General features: G+C 66.7%; 19 protein-coding genes and 1 pseudogene. 12 read left to right on the top strand and 8 right to left on the bottom strand.

From position 1 onward, the window contains the following. From KHC23_RS22085 to hydA, 11 genes are all read left to right on the top strand, one after another. Positions 1 to 402 (top strand): hypothetical protein, encoded by a 402-nt coding sequence (locus KHC23_RS22085; protein WP_213375809.1) that lies wholly within the window; start codon positions 1 to 3, stop codon positions 400 to 402. 40 nt (positions 403 to 442) lie between these two features. Further along, positions 443 to 916 carry a rod-binding protein gene (locus KHC23_RS22090; protein WP_213375811.1) on the top strand — a complete coding sequence of 158 codons (474 nt, stop codon included), beginning with the start codon at positions 443 to 445 and terminating at the stop codon, positions 914 to 916. Then, entirely contained in the window at positions 913 to 1,278 is a 366-nt protein-coding gene (locus tag KHC23_RS22095) for a hypothetical protein (RefSeq protein WP_213375813.1), read from the top strand. Before KHC23_RS22090 ends, KHC23_RS22095 begins: the two co-directional genes overlap by 4 nt. Continuing rightward, entirely contained in the window at positions 1,275 to 1,790 is a 516-nt protein-coding gene (locus tag KHC23_RS22100; protein WP_246544858.1) for a hypothetical protein, read from the top strand. The genes KHC23_RS22095 and KHC23_RS22100 overlap by 4 nt, the downstream gene beginning before the upstream one ends. Before the next feature lie 21 nt (positions 1,791 to 1,811). Then, a complete protein-coding gene (locus KHC23_RS22105) occupies positions 1,812 to 3,485 on the top strand; it encodes a methyl-accepting chemotaxis protein (RefSeq protein ID WP_213375816.1) in 1,674 nt (557 codons plus the stop codon). A gap of 150 nt (positions 3,486 to 3,635) precedes the next feature. Beyond that, the gene (locus KHC23_RS22110; RefSeq protein ID WP_213375818.1) at positions 3,636 to 6,320 is read left to right on the top strand and encodes a hybrid sensor histidine kinase/response regulator; all 2,685 of its coding nucleotides are present in this window, start codon (positions 3,636 to 3,638) and stop codon (positions 6,318 to 6,320) included. Continuing rightward, on the top strand, positions 6,317 to 6,787 hold the full coding sequence (locus tag KHC23_RS22115; protein WP_213375820.1) for a chemotaxis protein CheW: 471 nt from the start codon (positions 6,317 to 6,319) through the stop codon (positions 6,785 to 6,787). The genes KHC23_RS22110 and KHC23_RS22115 overlap by 4 nt, the downstream gene beginning before the upstream one ends. A 26-nt stretch (positions 6,788 to 6,813) precedes the next feature. Further along, the gene (locus KHC23_RS22120) at positions 6,814 to 7,194 is read left to right on the top strand and encodes a response regulator (RefSeq protein WP_213375822.1); all 381 of its coding nucleotides are present in this window, start codon (positions 6,814 to 6,816) and stop codon (positions 7,192 to 7,194) included. Further along, a complete protein-coding gene (locus tag KHC23_RS22125; RefSeq protein WP_213375824.1) occupies positions 7,191 to 8,339 on the top strand; it encodes a protein-glutamate methylesterase/protein-glutamine glutaminase in 1,149 nt (382 codons plus the stop codon). Before KHC23_RS22120 ends, KHC23_RS22125 begins: the two co-directional genes overlap by 4 nt. Next, entirely contained in the window at positions 8,336 to 9,148 is an 813-nt protein-coding gene (locus tag KHC23_RS22130) for a CheR family methyltransferase (protein ID WP_213375826.1), read from the top strand. Before KHC23_RS22125 ends, KHC23_RS22130 begins: the two co-directional genes overlap by 4 nt. A 139-nt stretch (positions 9,149 to 9,287) precedes the next feature. Beyond that, positions 9,288 to 10,724: a dihydropyrimidinase gene (gene hydA / locus KHC23_RS22135; RefSeq protein ID WP_213375828.1), complete on the top strand. Its 1,437-nt coding sequence runs from the start codon at positions 9,288 to 9,290 to the stop codon at positions 10,722 to 10,724. Positions 10,725 to 10,980: 256 nt separating this feature from the next. On the opposite strand, the gene KHC23_RS22140 is transcribed toward hydA, so the two are convergent. The 8 genes from KHC23_RS22140 to KHC23_RS22175 all read right to left on the bottom strand — a co-directional run bounded on the left by KHC23_RS22140 (position 10,981) and on the right by KHC23_RS22175 (position 19,464). Continuing rightward, positions 10,981 to 12,012, bottom strand: coding sequence for a fatty acid desaturase (locus KHC23_RS22140; protein WP_213375830.1), 1,032 nt, complete (start codon positions 12,010 to 12,012; stop codon positions 10,981 to 10,983). 199 nt (positions 12,013 to 12,211) lie between these two features. After that, on the bottom strand, positions 12,212 to 13,711 hold the full coding sequence (locus KHC23_RS22145) for a phosphomannomutase/phosphoglucomutase (protein ID WP_213375832.1): 1,500 nt from the start codon (positions 13,709 to 13,711) through the stop codon (positions 12,212 to 12,214). A gap of 50 nt (positions 13,712 to 13,761) precedes the next feature. Then, positions 13,762 to 14,889, bottom strand: coding sequence for a hypothetical protein (locus KHC23_RS22150; RefSeq protein ID WP_213375834.1), 1,128 nt, complete (start codon positions 14,887 to 14,889; stop codon positions 13,762 to 13,764). A 74-nt stretch (positions 14,890 to 14,963) separates the two neighbouring features. Then, positions 14,964 to 16,073: a polysaccharide biosynthesis/export family protein gene (locus KHC23_RS22155; protein WP_213375835.1), complete on the bottom strand. Its 1,110-nt coding sequence runs from the start codon at positions 16,071 to 16,073 to the stop codon at positions 14,964 to 14,966. Between the two features lie 286 nt (positions 16,074 to 16,359). Continuing rightward, a complete protein-coding gene (locus tag KHC23_RS22160) occupies positions 16,360 to 16,563 on the bottom strand; it encodes a hypothetical protein (RefSeq protein ID WP_213375837.1) in 204 nt (67 codons plus the stop codon). A gap of 58 nt (positions 16,564 to 16,621) precedes the next feature. Then, the gene (locus KHC23_RS22165) at positions 16,622 to 17,359 is read right to left on the bottom strand and encodes an ABC transporter ATP-binding protein (RefSeq protein ID WP_213375839.1); all 738 of its coding nucleotides are present in this window, start codon (positions 17,357 to 17,359) and stop codon (positions 16,622 to 16,624) included. Then, entirely contained in the window at positions 17,356 to 18,180 is an 825-nt protein-coding gene (locus KHC23_RS22170; RefSeq protein WP_213375841.1) for an ABC transporter permease, read from the bottom strand. The genes KHC23_RS22165 and KHC23_RS22170 overlap by 4 nt, the downstream gene beginning before the upstream one ends. A gap of 12 nt (positions 18,181 to 18,192) precedes the next feature. Then, positions 18,193 to 19,464, bottom strand: a complete 1,272-nt coding sequence (locus tag KHC23_RS22175; RefSeq protein WP_213375843.1) for a KpsE/RkpR family capsule polysaccharide export protein — start codon at positions 19,462 to 19,464, stop codon at positions 18,193 to 18,195. A gap of 865 nt (positions 19,465 to 20,329) precedes the next feature. On the opposite strand from KHC23_RS22175, the pseudogene KHC23_RS24580 reads away from it, so the two are divergent. Continuing rightward, a pseudogene (locus tag KHC23_RS24580) lies at positions 20,330 to 21,145 on the top strand (LTA synthase family protein); the annotation flags it as partial. Positions 21,146 to 21,159: the final 14 nt, after the last annotated feature.

Consider the following 21,159-nt stretch of genomic DNA (forward strand, 5'->3'; position numbering starts at 1 on the left):
ATGCCAGGCCAGCATCGCAAATGCCGACGCATCGAGGACGTGCAGCGCCAGCTGCATCGGCGCGCCGAGGCCGAACTGGCCCGGCTGGAGCGTGCGCTGGAGGCAGCCGCTGTGGAGCGGCGCGACATCTTCGCCGTCATGAACAACGAGACCTTCGCGCCCGTCGTGGTTGCTGCCGCCGCCCGCCGGCTGCGGGTGATCGATGAGGCGATGGCCCGGCTGCGCCGGGAGGCCGACGCGCAGCGCGCACGTACGCTGGAAGCGGCGATGCGGCTCAAGCACGCCGAGCGCCTGACCGAAAGTGCCGACCGGCAGGCGAGGGCGCAGAGCGAGCGTTCCGCGCTCGACGAAGCGCTGGAGGCGGCGATCGCCCGCGGCTGCGCAAGCTTCCCGCCAGCCTGACCTGACATCGTGTTGTCATCGCAGAAACCCGGTGCCTTCCATGAGCATCCAGCCTCCGTCCGACCTTCTTCTCGACGTGATGAACGCCGGCGACCCGCAAAAGGCGCAGGCCATCGCCGCACGGTTGCGGCAGGCGTCCGCGTCGGCGCCGGCGAACGCGGCGGCCTTCGACGAGGCCCTCGCCGAGGCGACGCCCGTGCGCGAGCCTGGTGCCGATCCCGTCTCGTCTCTCGGCAGCGTGTCGGCGACGACGCTCGCCAACGCGACCGCGCTCACGGAGCGGCAGGACACGGCCGTATCGCCCGCCTTCCGCCGCTTCGAGGCGATGGCGCTCGGCGGTTTCATCGAGCAGATTCTGCCGAAGGCGTCCGCCTCGCTCTACGGCTCCGGCACCGCCGGTCAGATATGGCGCTCCATGCTGGCCGAGCGGATTGCCGATCAGGTCACCCTCGGTGGCGGCATCGGCCTCGCCCAGCGCATCGCCGCCGCATCCACGAGGCGGGACGCCTCATGAGCGCGGATGCCGCCGTCCGGACGATGCATGGGCTGCTTGATCGGCTGGAAGAGGCCGTCGCCGAGGAGACCCTCGCCCTCACGCAGCGCCGGCTGATCGACTTCGACGAGGTCAATCGCCGCAAGAGCCGCAGCCTGCTCGAACTGAGCCGTGCCGTGCGCAGCCTGCCCGACACGGTGGACAGCGGGCTGACGGACCGGCTGAAGGTGCTTCGAGCCGCCCTGCAGCGCAACAGCGACCTGCTGCAATTCCATCTTGTCGCCGCCCAGCACGTGACCGCCATTCTCGGCGACGCGCTGCGCGAGACCGAGTCCGACGGCACCTATTCGGCCGCCACGGCGACGAGGCGGGACCCGGCATGACGCGTGTCCTTTTCATCGGCCTGTGGGTCTGCCTGATCACGCTGCTGGCGAGCTATGGCGGCGTCTACTGGATGACGGGAACGTCCCCCGGTTCGGACGAAAAGCCCTACCTGGCTGGCCTCGAATATCGCCGCCTCGAGCCGATCACCGTGCCGATGATCATCGACGGAACGGTGCGCGGCTATGTCGTCGCCAAGCTGGTGTTCACCGCCGATGCGGAGGCGCTGCACCAACTGGCCATCGAGCCGCAGATCTTCGTCACGCATCGCGCGTTTGATGAGATCTATACAAACGGCCGCGTCGAGTTCGGCAAGTTGTCTAAGTATAATCTCGCCGAAATGATGGATAACATTAAGAATAAATCTAACGAAGGTCTGAATGGTCCGCTCGTGCAGGAGGTTCTCGTCGACAGCATCAACTATGTCGACAAGGCCGAAATTCGTTCCCTTGCCAGCACTTCCGCCGGCCGGACGAAGCCCGCGACCGCCAAGGCCGAGCCCTCAACGCATTGATCAGGATCATCGGGAACTGAAATGAATATCACCGGTAAAATCTACACGATCGTCGCCGTTCTCGGCCTGACGACTGCGCTCGTCGGCGGCATATCTTTCTATACGCTGGTGCATGAATCCACGCTCTCCGAAGAGCTGGATCTGCTGCATCGCGAGTCCTTCCTCGCCGAGCGTATCAACGGCCTGGTCAGCACCGTGGTGATGGACGCGCGCGGCATCTACATGTCTGAGGACGCGGAGACCGCGAAGCCTTTCGTCGCCGGCATGACACGCAGTCTCGATCAGCTGCGCGACACCTTGGCCGAGAGTGTGGCGGCGGAGGAAGCCGGCGCCCGCAGCAGCTTCGCTCCGGTCGCCAAGGACCTCGAGCAGTTCATTGCTTTCCGCAGCGAGACCGTTCGCCTTGCTACCGATGAAGGTCCCCAGGCGGCGAACGTCCAGGGCAACAACGAGGCCAATCGCGCCAACCGCAAGGCGTTGCAGGCGTCGCTCGGCGAGCATGTCGAGCAGCTGCGCCAGCTTACCGCTCCCCTGCGCCAGGAGTTCAAGGCCTCGGCTGCCTGGGCCGAGAGCTTTATCCTTGTCGCGACATTGCTCGGCCTTCTAATCGGTATCAGCACAGCGCTCTACATTGGCGTGGTCACGCTGAGCCGCCCCATCCGCCGCGTCATCGATACGGTCCAGACGGTTGCCACCGGCAATCTCGACGTCGAGATCGAGGCCAATACGGGCAAGGATGAAATTGGCGAACTGTGGCGTTCGACCGGCGAACTTCTGGGCACGCTCAAGGAAGCCGAGAAGCTGCGCGAGGAGCAGAGCACAGCCGCCCAGCGTGCCGAGATCGAGAAACGCGAAGCCATGCGCGAACTCGCCGATCGCTTTGACAGCGAGGTGTCGGGTGTGGTCCGCACCGTCGCCGCCGCGGTGACCCAGCTCGAGAATTCGGCCGCCAGCATGAGTTCGTCGGCTGACGAGACCAGCCGCCAGTCGACCGTCGTCGCCGCTGCCGCCGAGCAGGCCACCGGCAACGTCCAGATCGCTGCCTCTGCCGCCGAGGAACTCGCCGCCTCGGTCCGCGAGATCGGTCAGCAGGTCTCCGTCGCCGCCAAGATCGCCGGCGAGGCCACCGACCAGGCCACCGGAACCGCTGACGTGGTGCGCGGCCTCGCCACCAGCGCCCAGCGCATCGGGCAGGTGGTGAACCTGATCACCGACATCGCCTCGCAGACGAATCTGCTGGCGCTCAACGCCACCATCGAGGCGGCGCGCGCCGGCGAGGCCGGCCGCGGCTTCGCGGTGGTCGCCATGGAGGTGAAGACCCTCGCCGAGCAGACCTCGAAGGCGACGGACGAGATCTCCTCGCAGATCGCCGCCGTCCAGGGCGCGACCAATGACGTGGTGAAGGCGATCGAGAACATCTCCGGCACCATCCGTCGCATCGACGAGATTTCCGCAGCCATCGCCACCTCGATCGACGAGCAGGGCGTCGCCACCGGCGAGATCGCGCAGAATGTGCACCAGGCCGCGCAGGGGACCCAGGAAGTGTCTTCGAGCATCTCGTCCGTGAGCACCGCAGCCGCCGATACCGGCCGTGCGTCCAGCGAGATCGTGCGCTCCGCCGCCGACCTGTCGACCCAGGCCACCCGCCTGCGGTCGCAGTTCGACACCTTCATCGAGCGTATCCGCGCCGCGTGAGCCGCGACGCCCGAGAACGGGAGCCGATCGGTAAATCGACCCCCGCATTTCTGACAGAGAACGCTTCTCCGAACCGCCTGCGGCGCAGTCAGTTCGGAATGCGCTCTCCCCTCACGCGCTGTCCCCGTCGCCCGATCCGAGTGCAAGCCAATGGATGATCTGCTCCGCGAATTCCTGACGGAAACCTCAGAAAGCCTCGATGTGGTCGATATCGAGCTGCTCAAGCTCGAGACCGATCCCAACAACCGGGACATTCTCAACAGCATCTTCCGCCTCGTTCACACCATCAAGGGAACGTGCGGCTTCATCGGGCTGGTTCGGCTCGCCAATCTCGCCCATGCGGCGGAGACGCTGATGGACGAGTTCCGCAACGGTCGGCCGGTCGGGGGTGAGGCGGTAGGGCTGATCCTGTCGTCGATCGACCGGATCAAGGACATCCTGGCCGCTATCGAGCGCAATGACGGCGTGGAACCGGAAGGCTCGGACGAGGATCTCGTCGCGCTGCTGGAGGCCGAGGTCGCCCGGGAACTGCCCGATATCGCCTTCGGTGCCGCGCCACTGGCGGTCGAGGCACCGGCGCCCGTACCGGCGCCGCCCGCGGAGGAGCGGTCGCTGGCACCCGGGGAAGTCTCGCTCGACGAGCTTGAGCGCATTTTCCGCCAGACGGAAATCGAGATCACGCTACCCGCCAGGCAGGTTGCGCCCGACAAGGAGGCCGCGCCTGCGCAGAAACGCAGCGATACCCCGACCGCCGATGCAGGCTCGGTGGCGACGCAGACCATCCGCGTCAACGTCTCCACCCTCGAACAGCTCATGACGATGGTCTCGGAGTTGGTGCTGACACGCAACCAGCTGTTGGAGATCGCCCGTCGCACCGAGGACGGCGACTACAAGGTCTCGCTGCAGCGCCTCTCCAACGTGACGGGCGAATTGCAGGACGTGGTCATGCGCACCCGCATGCAGCCGGTGGGCAATGCCTGGCAGAAGCTGCCGCGCATCGTGCGCGATCTGGCGCAGGAACTGGGCAAGCAGATCGAGCTGGAACAGTACGGGGCCGATACCGAGCTTGACCGCCAGCTTCTCGACCAGATCAAGGATCCGCTCACCCACATGGTGCGCAATTCCGCCGATCATGGCTTGGAAACGCCGGAAACGCGGCGTCGCGCCGGCAAGCCGGAAAAGGGCACCATCCGGCTGTCCGCCTATCATGAGGGCGGGCATGTCATCATCGAGATATCCGACGACGGGCGCGGCCTGGACATCGCCCGCATCAAATCGAAGGCCATCGCCAACGGGCTGTGCACGGAGGCGGAAGCCGCGCGCATGAGCGAGGCGCAGCTGTTCCGCTACATCTTCCACGCCGGCTTCTCGACCGCCGAGGCGGTGACCAGCGTTTCCGGGCGCGGGGTCGGCATGGATGTGGTCCGCTGCAATATCGAGGCGATCGGCGGCACCGTCGACCTGCGCTCGAAGGCGGGGCAGGGCACAACCTTCATCATCAAGATTCCGCTCACTCTGGCGATCGTTCCCGCTCTTATCGTCGAGGCATCGGGCGAGCGTTTCGCGCTGCCGCAGTCGGTCGTTCTGGAACTGGTCCACATCCGGCCCGGCTCGGAACACTCGATCCGCCGCATCAACGGGCGGCCGGTCCTGTGCCTGCGCGAGCAGTTGCTGCCGATCGTCGAACTCGGCGGCGCGCTCGGTCTGCGCGAAGCCGGCGCCAAGGACGCGCTCGCCGCGCCGGCCAGCGAACTGATCGCGGTGATGAATGTCGGCACATTGCAGTTCGGCGTCGTGGTCGATGCCGTCTCCCACACCGAGGAAATCGTCGTGAAGCCGCTGGCGGCGATGCTGCGCCACGTCGCGATGATTTCCGGCAGCACCATTCTCGGCGACGGGCGGGTGATCATGATCGTCGATCCCAACGGCCTCGCCCAGCATGCCGCAGCCGGGTCGGACAAGCTCGGCCATACCGACGCCGCGCACGGTGCGCAGGCGGCGCATGGCGACCCGAAAACCTCGCTGCTGCTGTTGCGCGCGGGTCCGCAGGGTATCAAGGCGGTGCCGCTCTCGCTCGTCACCCGGCTTGAGGAACTTCAGGCCCAGGACATCGAGGAACTGGACGGGCGGCCGGTGGTGCAGTATCGCGGCGCCCTCATCCCGCTTGTCTACGCCCATGCGCAGGTCGAGCGGCGCGAGAGCGGGCGCCAGCCGCTGCTCATCTTCAGCGATGGGCCGCGCACCATCGGCCTCGTGGTCGACGAGATCGTGGACATCGTGGAAACCGATCTCGACTTCCAGCTCGCCTCCGGCGCGCCGGACGTGGTCGGCGCGGCAATCATCAACGGCATTGCCACCGAGGTGCTGGATGTCGGCCACTTCATGGCGGCGGCATTTGGCGACTGGTCCGAAGTGAGCCGTCCCGTCGGGACGCGGCATCACCGCCTGCTGCTGGTGGACGACAACCTCTTCTACCGCTCGATGCTCGAACCCCTGCTTAAGGGCAATGGCTACGCCGTCACGGCGTGCCGCACCGGCGGCGAGGCACTGGAGTTGCTCAACAGCCGGCATGACTTCGTGGCGGTCGTAAGCAGCATTGGCATGGGCGAGCCCGCAGCGGGCGAACTCGACGGGTTCAGCCTCGCCGAGGCGATACGCAACGCCCCCGGACGTGCGGACCTCCCGATTATCGGCCTCGCCACTCAGAGCGGACCGGACCTGATCGAACGAGGCCGCCGGGTCGGGTTCACCGATTACGTCGCGAAATCGGACCGCTCGGGCCTGATCGCAGCCCTCAACGAATTCATCCGTAACGACCATCGGGAGGCAGCATGACCACGCAAGCGACACCTGGCGATGGCGATGCGAAGGCACGCCAGTTCGTCACCGCCCGCATCGGCGGTCAGTTGTTCGGCCTCTCGATCGACGCCGTCAACGAGGTTTTCGTGCCCGAGGGCATAACCCCCGTGCCGCTGTCGGCGCCCGAGATCGAGGGCGTGCTGAACCTGCGCGGGCGCATCGTCACCATGATCGACCTGCGCCGGCTGCTGCACCTCGGCAGCGAGACGGCGGCGTCCATGGCGGTGGGCATCGAGAGCCAGGGCGACGCCTTCGGCCTGATGATCGACGATGTCGGCGACGTGCTGATGCTCGGCGACGCGGAGCGCGACACCAACCCCTCCAATCTCGATGAGGACTGGGCCCGTTTCGTCAACGGCGTGTACCGGCTGCAGGAGGAACTGCTGCTGCTGCTCGATGTCGAACGCGTGCTCGCCGGTGTGGGCCAGGGGCGCGCCGCCTGACCGACAGGCGCCAACAGGACATGACGATGAAGACCTTTCTGGTGGTCGACGATTCCGCCGTCGTGCGCAAGATCGCGCGGCGCATGCTCGAGGGATGGGCCTTCTCGGTCGCCGAGGCCGGCGACGGCGAGGCAGCGCTCGACGCCTGTGCGTCGGCCATGCCGGATGGAATTCTCCTCGACTGGAACATGCCGCTGCTGAACGGCCTCGAATTTCTCGAACGGCTGCGCCGGCAGGAGGGAGGCGCCGCGCCCCGCGTGGTGTTCTGCACCTCGCTGACCGACGTCGCCCACATCGCCCAGGCGCTCTCCACGGGCGCCGACGAGTACATCATGAAGCCATTTGACGAGGACATCCTGCGGGAGAAGCTCGTTCAGGTCGGCCTGTTGGATGGAGAGCCGATATGACGCCCGCATCCGCCGCTCCAGGCGGTGCCCGACCCGACGCCACGCCGATCAAGGTGATGATCGTCGACGATTCCGTGTTCATGCGCGGTATCCTCAAGAGCTGGCTTGGCGAGAGCGGGGAGTTCGAAATCGTCGCGGTTCACGCCAATGGCCGGCGTGCGGCCGACGACGTGGCCCGCTCGCAGCCCGATCTTGTCATTCTCGACCTTGAAATGCCCGACATGGACGGCCTCACTGCGCTGCCACTCATCCTTGAGCGTCGGGCGGGAGCCTCGGTGCTGGTTGCTTCCGCCCTTTCGCGGCGCGGCGCGGAAATCAGCTTGCGCGCGCTCTCGCTCGGCGCGGCGGATTACATCCCCAAGCCCGAAGCGGCGCATGGTGCCAGCGGCGTCGACGTGTTCCGGCGTGAGTTGCTGGCCAGGGCCCGCAGCCTCGGCCAGAGGGCCCGCCGGCGGTCTTCCACACGCGCCGCGACCGGCGGGGCTGCGGCCGGAGGCGGGGTAGCCGGCGCCACGTCCAGCGTTTCGCGCCAGGGCGGCAAGCTCCGCCCCTATTCGATGATGCCGGTCAACATTCTGGCGATCGGCAGCTCGACCGGCGGGCCGCAGGCGCTGACGCGGCTCTTCGCCGACATCGGCCCCAACATCCGAAATATACCCGTGGTCGTGGTGCAGCACATGCCCGCAACCTTTACCGCCATCCTCGCCGAGCATATTGCGCGGGCCGCAGGTCGCCCCTGCGCCGAAGGGCGCGACGGCGAGCCGCTGCTGCCGGGTCGCATCTATGTCGCACCGGGTGGGCTGCACATGGACGTGGTGCGGGGTGCATCGTCGATGCAGTTGCGCCTGAGCGACGGGCCGGTGGTGAACTTCTGCAAGCCGGCGGTGGACCCAATGTTCAAGTCGGTGGCGGGTCTCTATGGCGGGTCGACGCTTGCTGCGGTGCTCACCGGCATGGGCAGCGACGGGGCCGAGGGCGCGCTGCGCATCGCCGAGACCGGCGGCAGTGTCATCGCCCAGGACGAGGAGAGCAGCGTCGTGTGGGGTATGCCCGGTGCGACGGTGGCGCTCGGCGCCTGCGCGGGGATTCTGCCCATCGGCGAGATCGGCTTGCGTATCAACCGGATGCTCGGGGCGCGTGAATGATCTCCGTCTCCGACTATGGTTTCCTGCGTCAGTTCCTGAAGCAGCGTTCCGGCCTCGCCTTGACCGAGGACAAGCAGTATCTGCTGGAGAGCCGGCTCGATCCGATCATCCAGAGTGCCGGCATGTCCGGCATGGCTCAACTGGTCAACGCCTTGCGCGAGGGGCGGGAGGCGCACCTTACCGACGCGGTGGTGGAGGCGATGACGACCAACGAGTCGCTGTTCTTCCGCGACAAGCGTCCGTTCGACCTGTTCACCTCGCTGATGCTGCCGCAGCTCCTGGCACGCCGGACAGCGTCGCAGCCGCTGCGTATCTGGTGCGCGGCGGCGTCGACGGGGCAGGAGCCCTATTCGCTGGCCATGCTGCTGAAGGAGAATGAGCGCCTGCTTGCCGGACGGCGGGTCGATATCGTCGGCACCGATCTGTCGTCGGAGGTGATCGCGCGGTCGCGGGAGGGGGTCTACAACCAGTTCGAGGTGCAGCGCGGCCTGCCGGTCCACTACCTGCTGCGCTATTTCACCCAGGAAGGGCAGAACTGGCGCGTCAACGACGCGATCCGTTCCATGGTCCGCTTCTCGACCCTGAACCTGCTGCAACCCTTCGGACATCTCGGCTCGTTCGACATCGTGTTCTGCCGTAACGTGCTGATCTATTTCGACGCGGCGACCAAGAGCGACGTGCTGTCCCGCCTCGCCCGGGTGATGTCGCGGGATGGCTTTCTGATCCTCGGCGGTGCCGAATCGGTGCTGGGGCTCACCACCGAGTTCGTTCCCGGGAGCCAGCAGGGTTTCTACGTCCTGCCCGGCTGAGCGAATTCGGCCCCTTGCCTCGGCGGACGGAGGCGGCGCGCAGCTCGCCGAAGTCCCGCGCGACCGCTTCCGCCCGGCTCGGGCTCGCCTCTGCTGCCGGCGCCTTCTATGCTGGCCGCGAAGCATCAGCGAGGCGCCCATGAGCGAATTCGACACGGTCATCCGCGGTGGCACGGTGGTCACCGCCTCGGACACGGTGCGTGCCGATGTCGGCATTCGCAACGGGCGCATAGTGGCAGTGGCCGAGTGCTTGACCGATGGCGCCGAGGTGATCGACGCCTCGGGGCTGCTGGTCATGCCCGGCGGCATCGACAGCCATGTCCACCTCGCCCAGCCCGCCTTTGGCGGGCCGGCCATGGCCGATGACTTCGAGAGCGGGACGCGCTCGGCCATTGCGGGCGGCAACACCACGGTGCTGCCCTTCGCGCTGCAGCCGCGTGGCGCCAGCCTGCGCCAGAGCGTGATGGATTATCACAAGGAGGCCGACGGCAAGTGCTATTGCGACTATGGCTTCCACCTCATCATCTCCGACCCGTCGCCCAGCGTGCTGGGGCAGGAATTGCCGGCGCTGGTCGGGGACGGCTACACCTCGTTCAAGGTGTTCATGACCTATGACGACCTGGTGCTGAACGACCGTGAGTTGCTGGAGGTGTTCGACTGCGCGCGCGGCTGCGGCGCGCTGGTCATGGTGCATTGCGAGGGCTATGACGCCATCCGCTTCATGACCCAGAAGCTGGAGGCGGCCGGCAGGACGGCGCCCTATTATCATGGCGTCTCACGCCCGCAATCGGTGGAGCGCGAAGCGACCCACCGCGCCATCAGCCATGCCGAACTGACCGACGTGCCGATCATGGTGGTGCATGTCTCGGGGCGCGAACCGATGGAGCAGATCCGCTGGGCGCAGCAGAAGGGTCTCAAGGTCTATGGCGAGACCTGCCCGCAATATGTCGCGCTCACCGCCGAGGACATGAAGGGTCTCAACATGGATGAGAGCGGCGGCAAATATGTCTGCTCGCCGCCCCCGCGCGACCATGCGAGCTGGGACGCCATCTGGGAGGGCATCCGCACCGGGGTGTTCCAGACCTTCTCCTCCGACCATTGCGCCTTCTTCTATGAGGGCGAGATGGGCAAGCTGAACCCGAAGGCGCGGACCTCCTTCCGCTGGGTGCCGAACGGCATTCCCGGCATCGAGACGCGGCTGCAGATATTGTTCTCCAAGGGTGTGGTGGAAGGGCGCATCACGCTGAACGAGTTCGTCGCGCTGACCTCCACCAATCACGCCAGGATATACGGCCTCTATCCCCGGAAGGGCTCGATCGCGCCCGGCTTCGACGCCGACATTGTGCTCTGGGATCCCAACCGCAAGGAGACCATCCGCCAGGAACTGATGCACCACGGCGCCGACTACACGCCCTATGAGGGCTTGGCCGTCACCGGCTGGCCAGCGATGACGCTGCTGCGCGGCAAGGTGATGGCGCAGGATGGGCGCGTCGTCGGCGCGCCGGGCGATGGCGGCTTCCTCAAACGCGAACTGTCGCCCTATGCCGTGCCGACAGGGGCGGGAACGCGCTGGTGAAAGGCTGGCTGACGGGGCGGCCATTGCTGCTGCCAGTGAAGGCAGCGCTCGTCGCCCCTGTGGCGCGCCCATGGCACCCGGCGCGGAGCCGATAGCCGCCAATGCCGGCTGGGCTGGCGCCCTGAAGTCATGGTCATCGAGCCCAATACTCGGCCGGGCAACCGGTGTGTCGCGGCGCTGTTCGATATGGCGCCGCAACCCCTCTATCGAGTGCGCGGTCCGATCGGATTGAACGAATCTGATCGGACAACGGCTCCTAGGCGTAGAGCGCCCGCATTTCGCGGAACGAGATCAGCCGCCGCTGCCGGTCGTCCCACAAGGTCAGCCGCACGCAGCCGAAACTCTGCCAAAGGGTCAGGCGCCCCACATCGTGCAGTTCCGGATGGTCGCGCAGCACCTCGGGCAGGCGGTAATAGGGGATGCGACTGCACAGGTGATGCACATGGTGCATGCCGATATTGGCGCTGAACCAGCGGAGAATGGCGGGCAGGTCGTAGTGAGAGGAGCCGTGCAGCGCGGCTTCATGGAACTCCCAGCTCTCGTCGCCGGCCCAATGCGTGCCCTCGAACTGGTGCTGGACATAGAACAGCCAGACGCCCGCTGCGGCACCCAGCATGACGATCGGCAGGTGCACCAGCAGGAATGGCCCGATGCCGAAGCCCCACATCAGCAGGCCCGCCGCGAGAGCAATGCCCAGATTGGTCGCCATCGTGCTGACCCAAGGCGTCCAGCCCTTGCGGATGGAGCCGATCGGCAGGCGGCTTTCCAGCAGGAAGACATAAATCGGGCCGATGCCGAACATCACCAGCGGGTGCCGGTAAAGGCGATAGCGCATCCGTCCCCAGCGCGAGCGCGCCAGATATTCGCGCACCGTCAGCGTGTCGATGTCGCCGATGCCGCGCCGGTCGAGATTGCCGGCACTGGCGTGGTGGATGGCGTGGGCGCGACGCCAGTGGTCATAGGGCGTGAGCGTCAGCACGCCGATCACCCGCCCGGTCCAGTCATTGCCGCTCCGGTTCCTGAAGAACGAGCCGTGGCCGCAATCGTGCTGAATCATGAACAGTCGTACCAGCAGCCCGGCCGCCGGCAAGACGAGCAGCGCGTAGAGCCAGACCTGGTCGAGCTTGAGCGCGGCAAGCATCGCGCCCCAGGCGAGGGCGAAGGGCACGGCCGTAATCAGAAGCTCCCGGACGCTGCGGGCTGGATCGGACTGCCGGTAATTCACCAGCCGCCGGGCCCAGCTCCGGGCATCTGTCGTCGCGAGAATGGGTTCACCGGCCGTCGACATCTCAATCTCCGTCTCTACGCACCTCGATAGCGCGTAGCTCGGGGCTCGTCGATGCTCGTGGGGTGAGGCATCGCGGCTCGCGCTTTGCCTGAAATGTATCATCGCACGTAACCATGTCGAAAATGCGCGGTAAATGTCGTCGCGAGGCGCAGAACGCGTTGCCCGATCAGCCTGCGGTGCAGGCTGATCGGCGCGGGCTCTAGAGACTCTGATTGTACGCGCCCACTTCGGGGTGCGTGCGCAGCACGCCATCCACCACGCGGAACATGTCGCGCATGCGGGTCTCGGACACCGGACTCTCAACCACCACAACGAGTTCCGGCTTGTTGGAGGAGGCCCGCACCAGACCCCAGGAACCATCCTCGACCGTCACCCGCACGCCGTTGACGGTGACGATGTCGCGGATCGCCTGCCCGTCGATGGTCCCGCCGCCGGCCGCCAATTGCTCGAAATGGGTCACGACGGCATCGACCACGCCGTATTTCTTCTCGTCGGCGCAGTGCGGCGACATGGTCGGCGACGCCCAGGTTTTCGGCAGCGCGTCCTTCAGGGCGGAGAGTTTCCTGCCGGGATTGCGGTCCAGCATGTCGAGGATGGCGATGGCCGAGACCAGCCCGTCATCATAGCCGCGCCCGATCGGCCTGTTGAAGAAATAGTGGCCGGACTTCTCGAAGCCGACCAGCGCGCCGGTCTCGTTGACCCGGCGCTTCATGTAGGAGTGGCCGGTCTTCCAGTAGTCCGTCTTTACACCATTGGCCTGCAGCACCGGATCGGTGGCGAAAAGCCCGGTCGATTTCACGTCGACCACGAAGGTGGCGTTGGCGTGGAGCGCCGACAGATCGCGCGCCAGCATCACGCCGACCTTGTCGGCGAAGATCTCCTCGCCAAGGTCGTCCACCACGCCGCAGCGGTCGCCATCGCCGTCGAAGCCGAGGCCGACATCCGCGCCGGAGGCAAGTACCGCGTCGCGCATGGCGTGCAGCATCTCCAGGTCTTCCGGGTTGGGGTTGTACCTCGGGAAGGAGTGGTCGAGCCCGGTATCGAGTGGCACAACCTCGACGCCGAGCGCCTCCAGGATGCGCGGGGCGAAGGCGCCGGCCGTGCCGTTGCCGCAGGCGACCACCGCCTTGACGGGGTGTTTCAGTCGCTCCCGGTCGGTCAGGTCCTTGATGTAGACCTCCGGGAAGTCCTCGACATAGCGATACGCCCCGCCGTCGCGCGCCTTGCCGGCGCCGGTGAGCACGATTTCCTTCAACCGGCTCATCTCGCCGGGACCGAAGGTCATGGGGCGCTCGACACCCATCTTCACCCCGGTCCAGCCATTGTCGTTGTGCGAGGCGGTGACCATGGCGACGCAGGGGATGTCGAGGGCGAACTGGGCGAAATAGGCCATGGGCGACAGAGCGAGGCCGATATCGTGCACCGTGACGCCGGCCGCCATCAGCCCGTTGGCGAGGGCCTGCTTGATGGAGGCGGAATAGGCGCGGAAATCGTGGCCGACGACGATTTCCGGCCGCACGCCGCGTTCGTGGATCAGGGTGCCGAGCCCGAGGCCGAGCGCCTGCACGCCCATGAGATTAATCTCGCTGCCGAACAGCCAGCGTGCGTCATACTCGCGAAACCCGGTCGGCTTCACCAGCGGCACGGTCTCGTAGGCGTAGGTGTTGGGCTCAAGTGACGCCTGAGGGATGGGGAACATGAAACCTTGACCTCTTCGTTGCGCAAGACGCGTTTGACGAAAGCCGACCGTCAGGGCCTCCAATAGGCGGGGTCGGCAATGGCGGAGACGTCGGGTAGAGCCTTTGCGGCCGGCCGTGCGCGGACGTTGGTGTAGTCCTCGCACAGGGTCATGAACCAAAGCTGATGCTTGCCGGTCTTGGGATCGACGATCAGGCGCGCATAGACATCGTCATGGCCCGGCGCATCTGTGAAGCGGGTACGCGAGGAGATGTCGAATGTCCCGCCCGCTGGTGGGCCGCAGCGCCCGCGCTGGCGCAATTCGCGGGCGAGGTCGGGCGCGGAGCGGTGGCTGCGGGGGTGAACCCAGTCCTGCCGTGCCCATTTCTCCCAGCGCGAGAGGCCGAATTCACGGGTCCAGTAGGTTTGCTCCATCTGCAGGGTCGCGCCCGGTGAAAGCCCGTCGCGGCTGACCTGCGCGAAATGGCCGGAGACGATCGACACCATTTCCCGGCCCGCGGTGAACCGCATCGGCGTGACCAGCCAGGTGGTCAGCGCGCGGCGATAGCGGGTGGGGCAGGCTTGCGGCAGTGCCGAGGCGGCGCCGGTGGCGAGGCGACTCTCGAACACGCCATAGCCACCCTGGCCCATCTCCGGCACCACGGCCGGCGCGATGATCCAGCCGCGGAAGAAGCGCCGCGACGAGCGGCTGCCGTTCCGGCACAGCGGGGTCTGGTAGACCGACAGCGCCACCGGGCTGTAGCTGCCCATGATGAAGCCGTAGCTCTCGTCATGCCACTGGATCGAGGCGCCTCCCTCGCCGGGCTTTCCCGGCCGGCCGCGCGCGCCGGCGCACGGGCTCGCCGGCAGGCTCAGGGTGGAGGAGACGATGCGGGTCTGCCCGCCACGCTCCACCGGTCGGTTGAGCTTGGCCACCGTGCCGCCATCCTCGGTGCAGTCGCCCCCGGGATTGAGGAAATTGCGCAACTCATAGGGCGGCGGCTCGCCAGGCCGGATGTCGCGCCGGCGCCCGCAGCCGGCATCGCCCGGCAGCAGCCCCGGGGCGAGGCGGTCGGCGGCGTCGACGCAGACGTCCATGATCATGTAGTCGGCAATGGTCGCCGGCGGGTCCGCCCGCGCCGGCGCGGCAAGGCCGGCGAGCAGCAGAGCCGCCGATGCCAGGCTGAAGCGTTTCCTCACCGTGGCCTCCTTTTGGCAGGCGAGGCCTGCCGCGAATCGCGTCCGGTTCCGGCCGGACCAGAACCCTTGCCCGGTCAGTCCACCGACAGGCTGGTGCTGCCGGTGCGGGCGATCGAGCTGATCAACAGAGCCGTGCGCAGGAACTTGGTGAACTCCACCCCCGGGGCGTTGGCAACGTAGACGATGTCGCCCGCGCGGATCGGGAAGGCGCGGGCAATGAAGTAGCCGGAGGGATCTTTCAGGTTGAGGCGGTAGATGACCGGAACAACGCTGTTGCCGGAAAGGAACGGCGAGTCCGGATTGATCGCCCTCACCACCGCTGCCTGTTCGAAGCGGAAGATGAACACGCCGCTGGGATCGGCCTGGGTGTCGACCAGGCCGCCAGAGGAGCCCACCGCCTCGGCGACGGTGAAGTCCTCGCGATCGATCGCCACCTCGCCCGCTCCCTTCACCGCGCCAAGCGCGGTGAAGCTTTGCGGGCGACGGAACACATAGACCGTGTCGCCCGGTTGCATGAAGATGTTCTCGTCCGGGCGGGCGAGCAGTGCGGTCAGTTGCATCGTCGCGCTGCGCCTGCCGCGTGTCACGCGCAGGAAGGTTTCGTGCGGCGGCGCCTTGATGCCGCCGGCCTGGGCGATGACCTCCAGCAGCCGGTCGCCCTTGACGTTGAGGTTGACCCGGCCGGCGCCGGTGAGATCGCCCACCACCACGACCGAAGCCGAGGTCTGCTGCGGCAGCGTAATCAGCACCTGGGGGTCGATCGACTTGCCGGTCAGCCCCTTCTCGATGGTCTTGGCAATCTCGCTCGGGCGCTTGCCGACCACCGGCACATCGCCAACATAGGGCACCTTGATGCGGCCCTCGCGATCGACCGTCTGCGGCGGCAGCATCTCGCTGCCCGAGCCCGCATCGATCGAGCCGCGCCCGAACAGGCCGCCGGTACTGGCCTCCCAGATCGAGACCTGGACCACGTCGCCGACATTCACCCGGGTTTCAGGGGCGGGTTTGCGGGCGCCGAAGCTGTCCGCGAGACTGGGTGAACGCCACAGACGCATGGCTCCGACCACATCGGCATCGACGTCGACTATCTCGTAGTCTACCGGCTCGCGCGGCTGCATGACCTCCTGGGTCACTGGCCCGGAACCGGGAAAAAACACGCATCCGCCGAGCGAGAAGCTCAGCATGGCAAGCCCCGCCAAACGGGCCTTCGGACCCCGGATAATCAAACCGCCCGATCCCCTTTACTCAATTACGCTTATCTAAGCCGTATGAAGATGATCAATTCTATACGCTGGTCATAAAATAAATCTAAAAGGCAATTTGTGTGTTCATTGAAGCACACTTATATTATCAATATTGAAGTATAATATGATACCTTTAAACAAGAGCAGGAGCTCGACTTCCAGTTGAGGTAACGGAGGAGCGAATGCGGCACCGGCCGCAAGAGGGACCGGTGCCGGGGACGTCGCGTTACTCGGCGGCGGCAGGGGCGGCGGTCGCGTTCGCCTGCCGGGCGAAATAGTTGCGCTCGGCCTTCAGTGCGCGCCGCGCGGCCTGGATGCACTCCTTGCGCTTCTGCACGCTCAGTTCCTTCCATGCGGCCTGGTCGAATTCGACCAGCCGGCGGGCCACGAAACGCTCGAGTTGACGGCTGATTTCCGGAAGATCGTTCATGTCGGCTCCTTCAGGTTGGATCGGGACCTGCCCCGATCGAAAGTGATGGAAGGTGACTTCAGGCCAACGGCCCGAAGGGTTCTTCGGCGAGGCGCTCCTCCTCGTCCTCGTCCTCGTCGCCCGTGTCGGGCGGCGCTCCGTCGTCGATGGCGCGGAACAGGCGTATGGCGTCGCCGATCCGCTCGAACATATGCAGCCGGCCCTCGTGCAGGACGGCGCCGATATCGGCGAAACGTCGCAGCATCTGGGGGGATCGCGTGGTGAAGATCAGCGTGGCGTGCTCCCGGCGCGCCTGTACCAGTTCGGCGCAGCGCGTGCGGAATGCCCCGCTGCCACCGAACAGCGCCTCGTCGGCCAGGAAGATGTCGAACGGCAGCGCGTAGGAGGCCGCGAACAGGAAGCGCGAGCGGCGCTCCCTCGTATAGCTCGACAGCGGCCGGTCGATCTCCTCGCCCATCTGCGCGAAGTCGGCGACGAAACGTGTGGCGGCATCGCCGTCGAAGCCGTTGACGCGGGCGACGAAGTGCAGATTTTCGCGGCCGGTCAGGGCCGCGTGGTAGGCCTGCGTGTTGGCGACGGGCGGCGAGACGGTGCCGCGGCGGCGAATTCGGCCGCGGTCGGGCAGGGTCGAGCCGCCGATCAGCCGGATCAGCGTCGACTTGCCGGCGCCGCGTGGGCCGAGGATGCCGACCGAGGCCCGGCAGGGGAAGGCGGCGTCGAGATGCTCGAACACCCGCCGCGCGCCGTGCGCCGCGCGGAACGTCTTGGCGATGTCCGACATCTCCACCGCCATCATATCAGCCTCGCGCGGAACACGCGTTCGAGAGCCAGCCCGATCAGCAGCGCGGCGAGGCCGAAGCCGAGGAGATACCCCTTGTCGAGGGTGAGGGTGGGGTAGGTCAGGTAGAAGCCGGAGCGGAACCATTCCAGCCCGTGCAGCAGCGGGTTCCAACTCAGCCAGTAGCGGATCTGCGGCGGCATGAAATCCGGCACGAAGAACACGCCGGACAGGAAGATGAGCGAGCGCGACAGCACGCCATAGACCACCGCCCACAGGCGGAAGAAGGCACCGATCACACCATTGATGAGGCCGACGCTGATCGCCAGCAGAGCAGTGGCGGCAAAGCCTTCGATCGCCAGCAGGGGGCGGATCGGGATCGCCTCGGGGATGCCCATCGCATAGATGGCCGTGAACAGCAGCACCGCGACGATCAGCAGCGTCGCGGTCTCCAGCAGGGCGCGCGCCAGCATGATGTCGAGTGGCTGGATCGGCGCGAGCGCACGTACCAGACCGCTCGCACGGATTGCGCCGGTGGTTCGCCCGGACACGTGGGTGAACAGGAAGAAGGGCAGGATGCCGGTTCCGAGGAACAGCAGCAGGCTGGTGCCGAAATCCGGCCGGCGGCCAATGATGCTGAAGATGCCCATGATCATCGCCAGCTGCAGGATCGGCTCCACCAGCGCGAGCAGATAGCTGAGGCGCGAATGCACCGAGCGCAGCCGCATCTCGCGCAGCATCAGCGCGATGACGACGCGGCCCTGCGTGCGCAGTCCTTGCGCGACCCTTCGCGGGCCGAACCCGTCTTCGGGCGTGTCGATCGGCGGGGTGAAGGTCATCGCCGCCCCCGCTCAGGCCACGTGGTCGCGGATCGAGAAGAACACCATGACGCTGATGAACCAGAGCGCGCCGGCGGCAAGCAGGACGATCAGGATCGACACGCCGCGGCGCGGGTACTGGCTCGCCTGCGCCAGCGCCGGCTGCACATAGGTCGCGACATAGGTCTGCTGCGCGGCGGCCTCCGAGCGCGCCAGTTCCAGCGCCGAGAGCGTCGTCTCGTAGTATTTCTCGGCGAACTGGCGGCTGAGATCGACGTCCTCGTAGTTCGACAGCACGTCCGACAGGACCGGCGGCCCGCCCGCCGTCGTCGTGCCGGCCGGCGCGGGCGCGCTGGCGGTGCCGCCGCCCTTGCCGATCTCGCGCTCGATGGTGGCGATCTGCTTGCCGGTGGCGGCGATACGGCTTTCCAGCACCTTCACGGTGGGCGCATTGGCATCCATGTAGCTGCGCAGCGAGGCGAGCTGGGACTGCAGGCCGGCGAGTTCCCCGCGCAGTTTCATGGCAAGCTCCAGCGTGCCGCCGGCGGTGCGCGCGGCGTCCGGCGTCTGCTCCAGGTCACGGAACTGGCGCAGCGCCAGCCGCGCGCCGCGCAGCCGGTCCTCGGCGCGGGAGACATCGGCCTCGGCGAATTTGACCGCGTCGCGGCGGGCGCGCGCCGAGATGTCGTTGATCAGCGTTTCGCTCTGGGTGACCAGCCGGGCGGCGATGGTGTGAGCGTCCTCGGGCGTGAAGGCGCGCACGCGCACCAGAGCGAGGCCGGTCGCCAGATCGAAGGAGGCGTCGATCATCGACTGCCAGTAGGAGACGAGGCCTTCCATCGTCTCTTCGCTGCCCAGCCGGGAAAGGCGATCGACGCCGGCGCGCGCGTACATGGCGCGCAGGTCCACGGTCTTGAGCAGGTCTTCCACCGCCTGGCGGCTGGAGAGGTAATCAACGACAAGGAAATTGTCGGTGAAGCCGCCCGCCCGTGCCGCGGCGCCGAGCGCGGTGCTCGCCGCGCTGCTGCCGGCCGGCGCGAAATCCTGGCTGCGCACGGCGAAGCGGAACTCCGATACATACTGATTGGAGACAACGAAGCCGTAATAGAGCGCGGCGAGAAGGGTTGGCAGGGCCACCATCAGCAGGAACGAGGTCCACAGCCCGACCGAACGGGGTTTGCGCGCCTTGCGGGGCAGGGTGGCGGCAAGATCGGACGTCTCGCGATCCGGCACCGGAAAGCCATCGCGCTTGGTGGTCGGCCGCGCCGGCTTGGCGCGCGCGGCTGGAGTTCGTGCGTCGTCCACAAGCGGCGCCTCTCGCGGAACCGGGCGCAACGGCCGTGCCTTCGCCGGCGGGACGGCTTTTAGCTTCTCGGGCGATCCTTCGATGGGCTCCACCTTCGGCGTCGATGCGCCAAGAATATTGTGCAGCTTATCCATATTAAACTGCCCTTATATTTGCATTTATAGTGTATATATTATCATATAATATTATATTCACCGAACGAAAATGCAATTCAGAACTTCGTTTATTTAATTTATATTGAAAGTTGGCGAAGCATTCGTTTAACTCGACATATGATGACGTGTTTCCGGCGGTAAAATAATGGATGGGACGAGCCTTGCAGCGGCCGAACTGCTCGCGACTCTGGCGGTGACCTTGGCCGCGGCCGGCCGGCTGGACCGTCTGGCGGTGCCGTCCTGCGATGGCGCGGAGCCGGCACGCCGGGAGCCGACGCCCGGCGAGGCCCACGTGCTGGGTGCCGCGATCGCCGGCTGGCTCTGGATGCTGTGGCTCGGCCTGTCGGCGCGTCCGCTCTTCGCCACGGTGGCGGCGCTGGTCACGCTTGGCGTGTTCGTGCTGATCTCGCGGGTCAAATATGCCTATCTGCGCGAGCCTCTGGTGTTCAGCGACCTTGGCTTCCTGTCGACGCTGATCCGCCACCCGGCGCTGTTCTACATCGGCCTCGGCACAGCCGCCGGCCTCGGCGTCGCGGTTGTGCTGCTCGCCGGCGTGATCGTTGCCTGGAGCCGGATGGAGCCGCGGATACTGGGGGAGGCGGCGCAGGCCGGCGTACTCGCTGCGGCCCTGCTGGTCGCCGCCGCTGTACCTATGCTGGCGGGCTGGATCGCCGGCCTGTTGCCCGCCCTGTCGCGACAATTGCTCGACATGCCGGCCGACCGGTTCGTCGCCACGCAGGGACTTGCCGTCTCGCTGGTCGCGGGCTTCGCGCTCTGGCGGCGAGACGGCCTGCGACAAGACGGCGGGCGGCAAGCGGTCGGCGCATCGGCTACCCTGCCGCGGCAAGGGGGCGATCATCGCGCCGTCATTGTCCTGCAGTCGGAATCCTTCGCTGATCTGCGGCGCAGCGGCGTGGCGCTGGCCCTGCCGCATGTCGACCGCCTGCGCCGCCGGGCGTTGGCGCATGGCCGGCTGGAGGTGTCCTGCTATGGCGCCTATACGCACCGCTCCGAAGTGGAGATGCTGACCGGCGTCGCCTTCGCGCGTCAGCGTATGGACCGGTTCGATCCCTATCTGCGCCCGCAGCGGCTGGCGCAGGCCTCGCTGGCCCACACGCTGGGGGCCAGCGGCTGGCGCACGCTTTTCCTGCATCCGCACGATGCGCGTTTCTTCCGCCGCGACCGAGCCATTCCCTGCCTCGGCTTCGCGCGATTCCTCGACGAGAAGGCCTTCGCGCCGGACGATCGCTTCGGCCCCTATGTCGGCGACATTGCCGTCGGTCGGCGCATCGTGGAGGAGATCGAGAGCGCCGGCGCCGCCGGCGAGGCGCTGTTCCTGATGGCGGTGACCATGGAGGCGCACGACCCCTACGGTGCCGGCCGGCTGGCCGGCATCGACGACCCGGTCGCGCAATATGCCCGTCACACCGCCAATGCCGACGCCATGCTGGGCGCGGTGGCGGCGGCGCTCGACGCGCTCACCGAGCGCTCGCTGCTGGTCTTCTATGGCGATCATGCGCCGATCCTTCCCGGGCATGA

The organism is Ancylobacter dichloromethanicus (genome assembly GCF_018390645.1).
GTDB lineage: Bacteria > Pseudomonadota > Alphaproteobacteria > Rhizobiales > Xanthobacteraceae > Ancylobacter > Ancylobacter dichloromethanicus.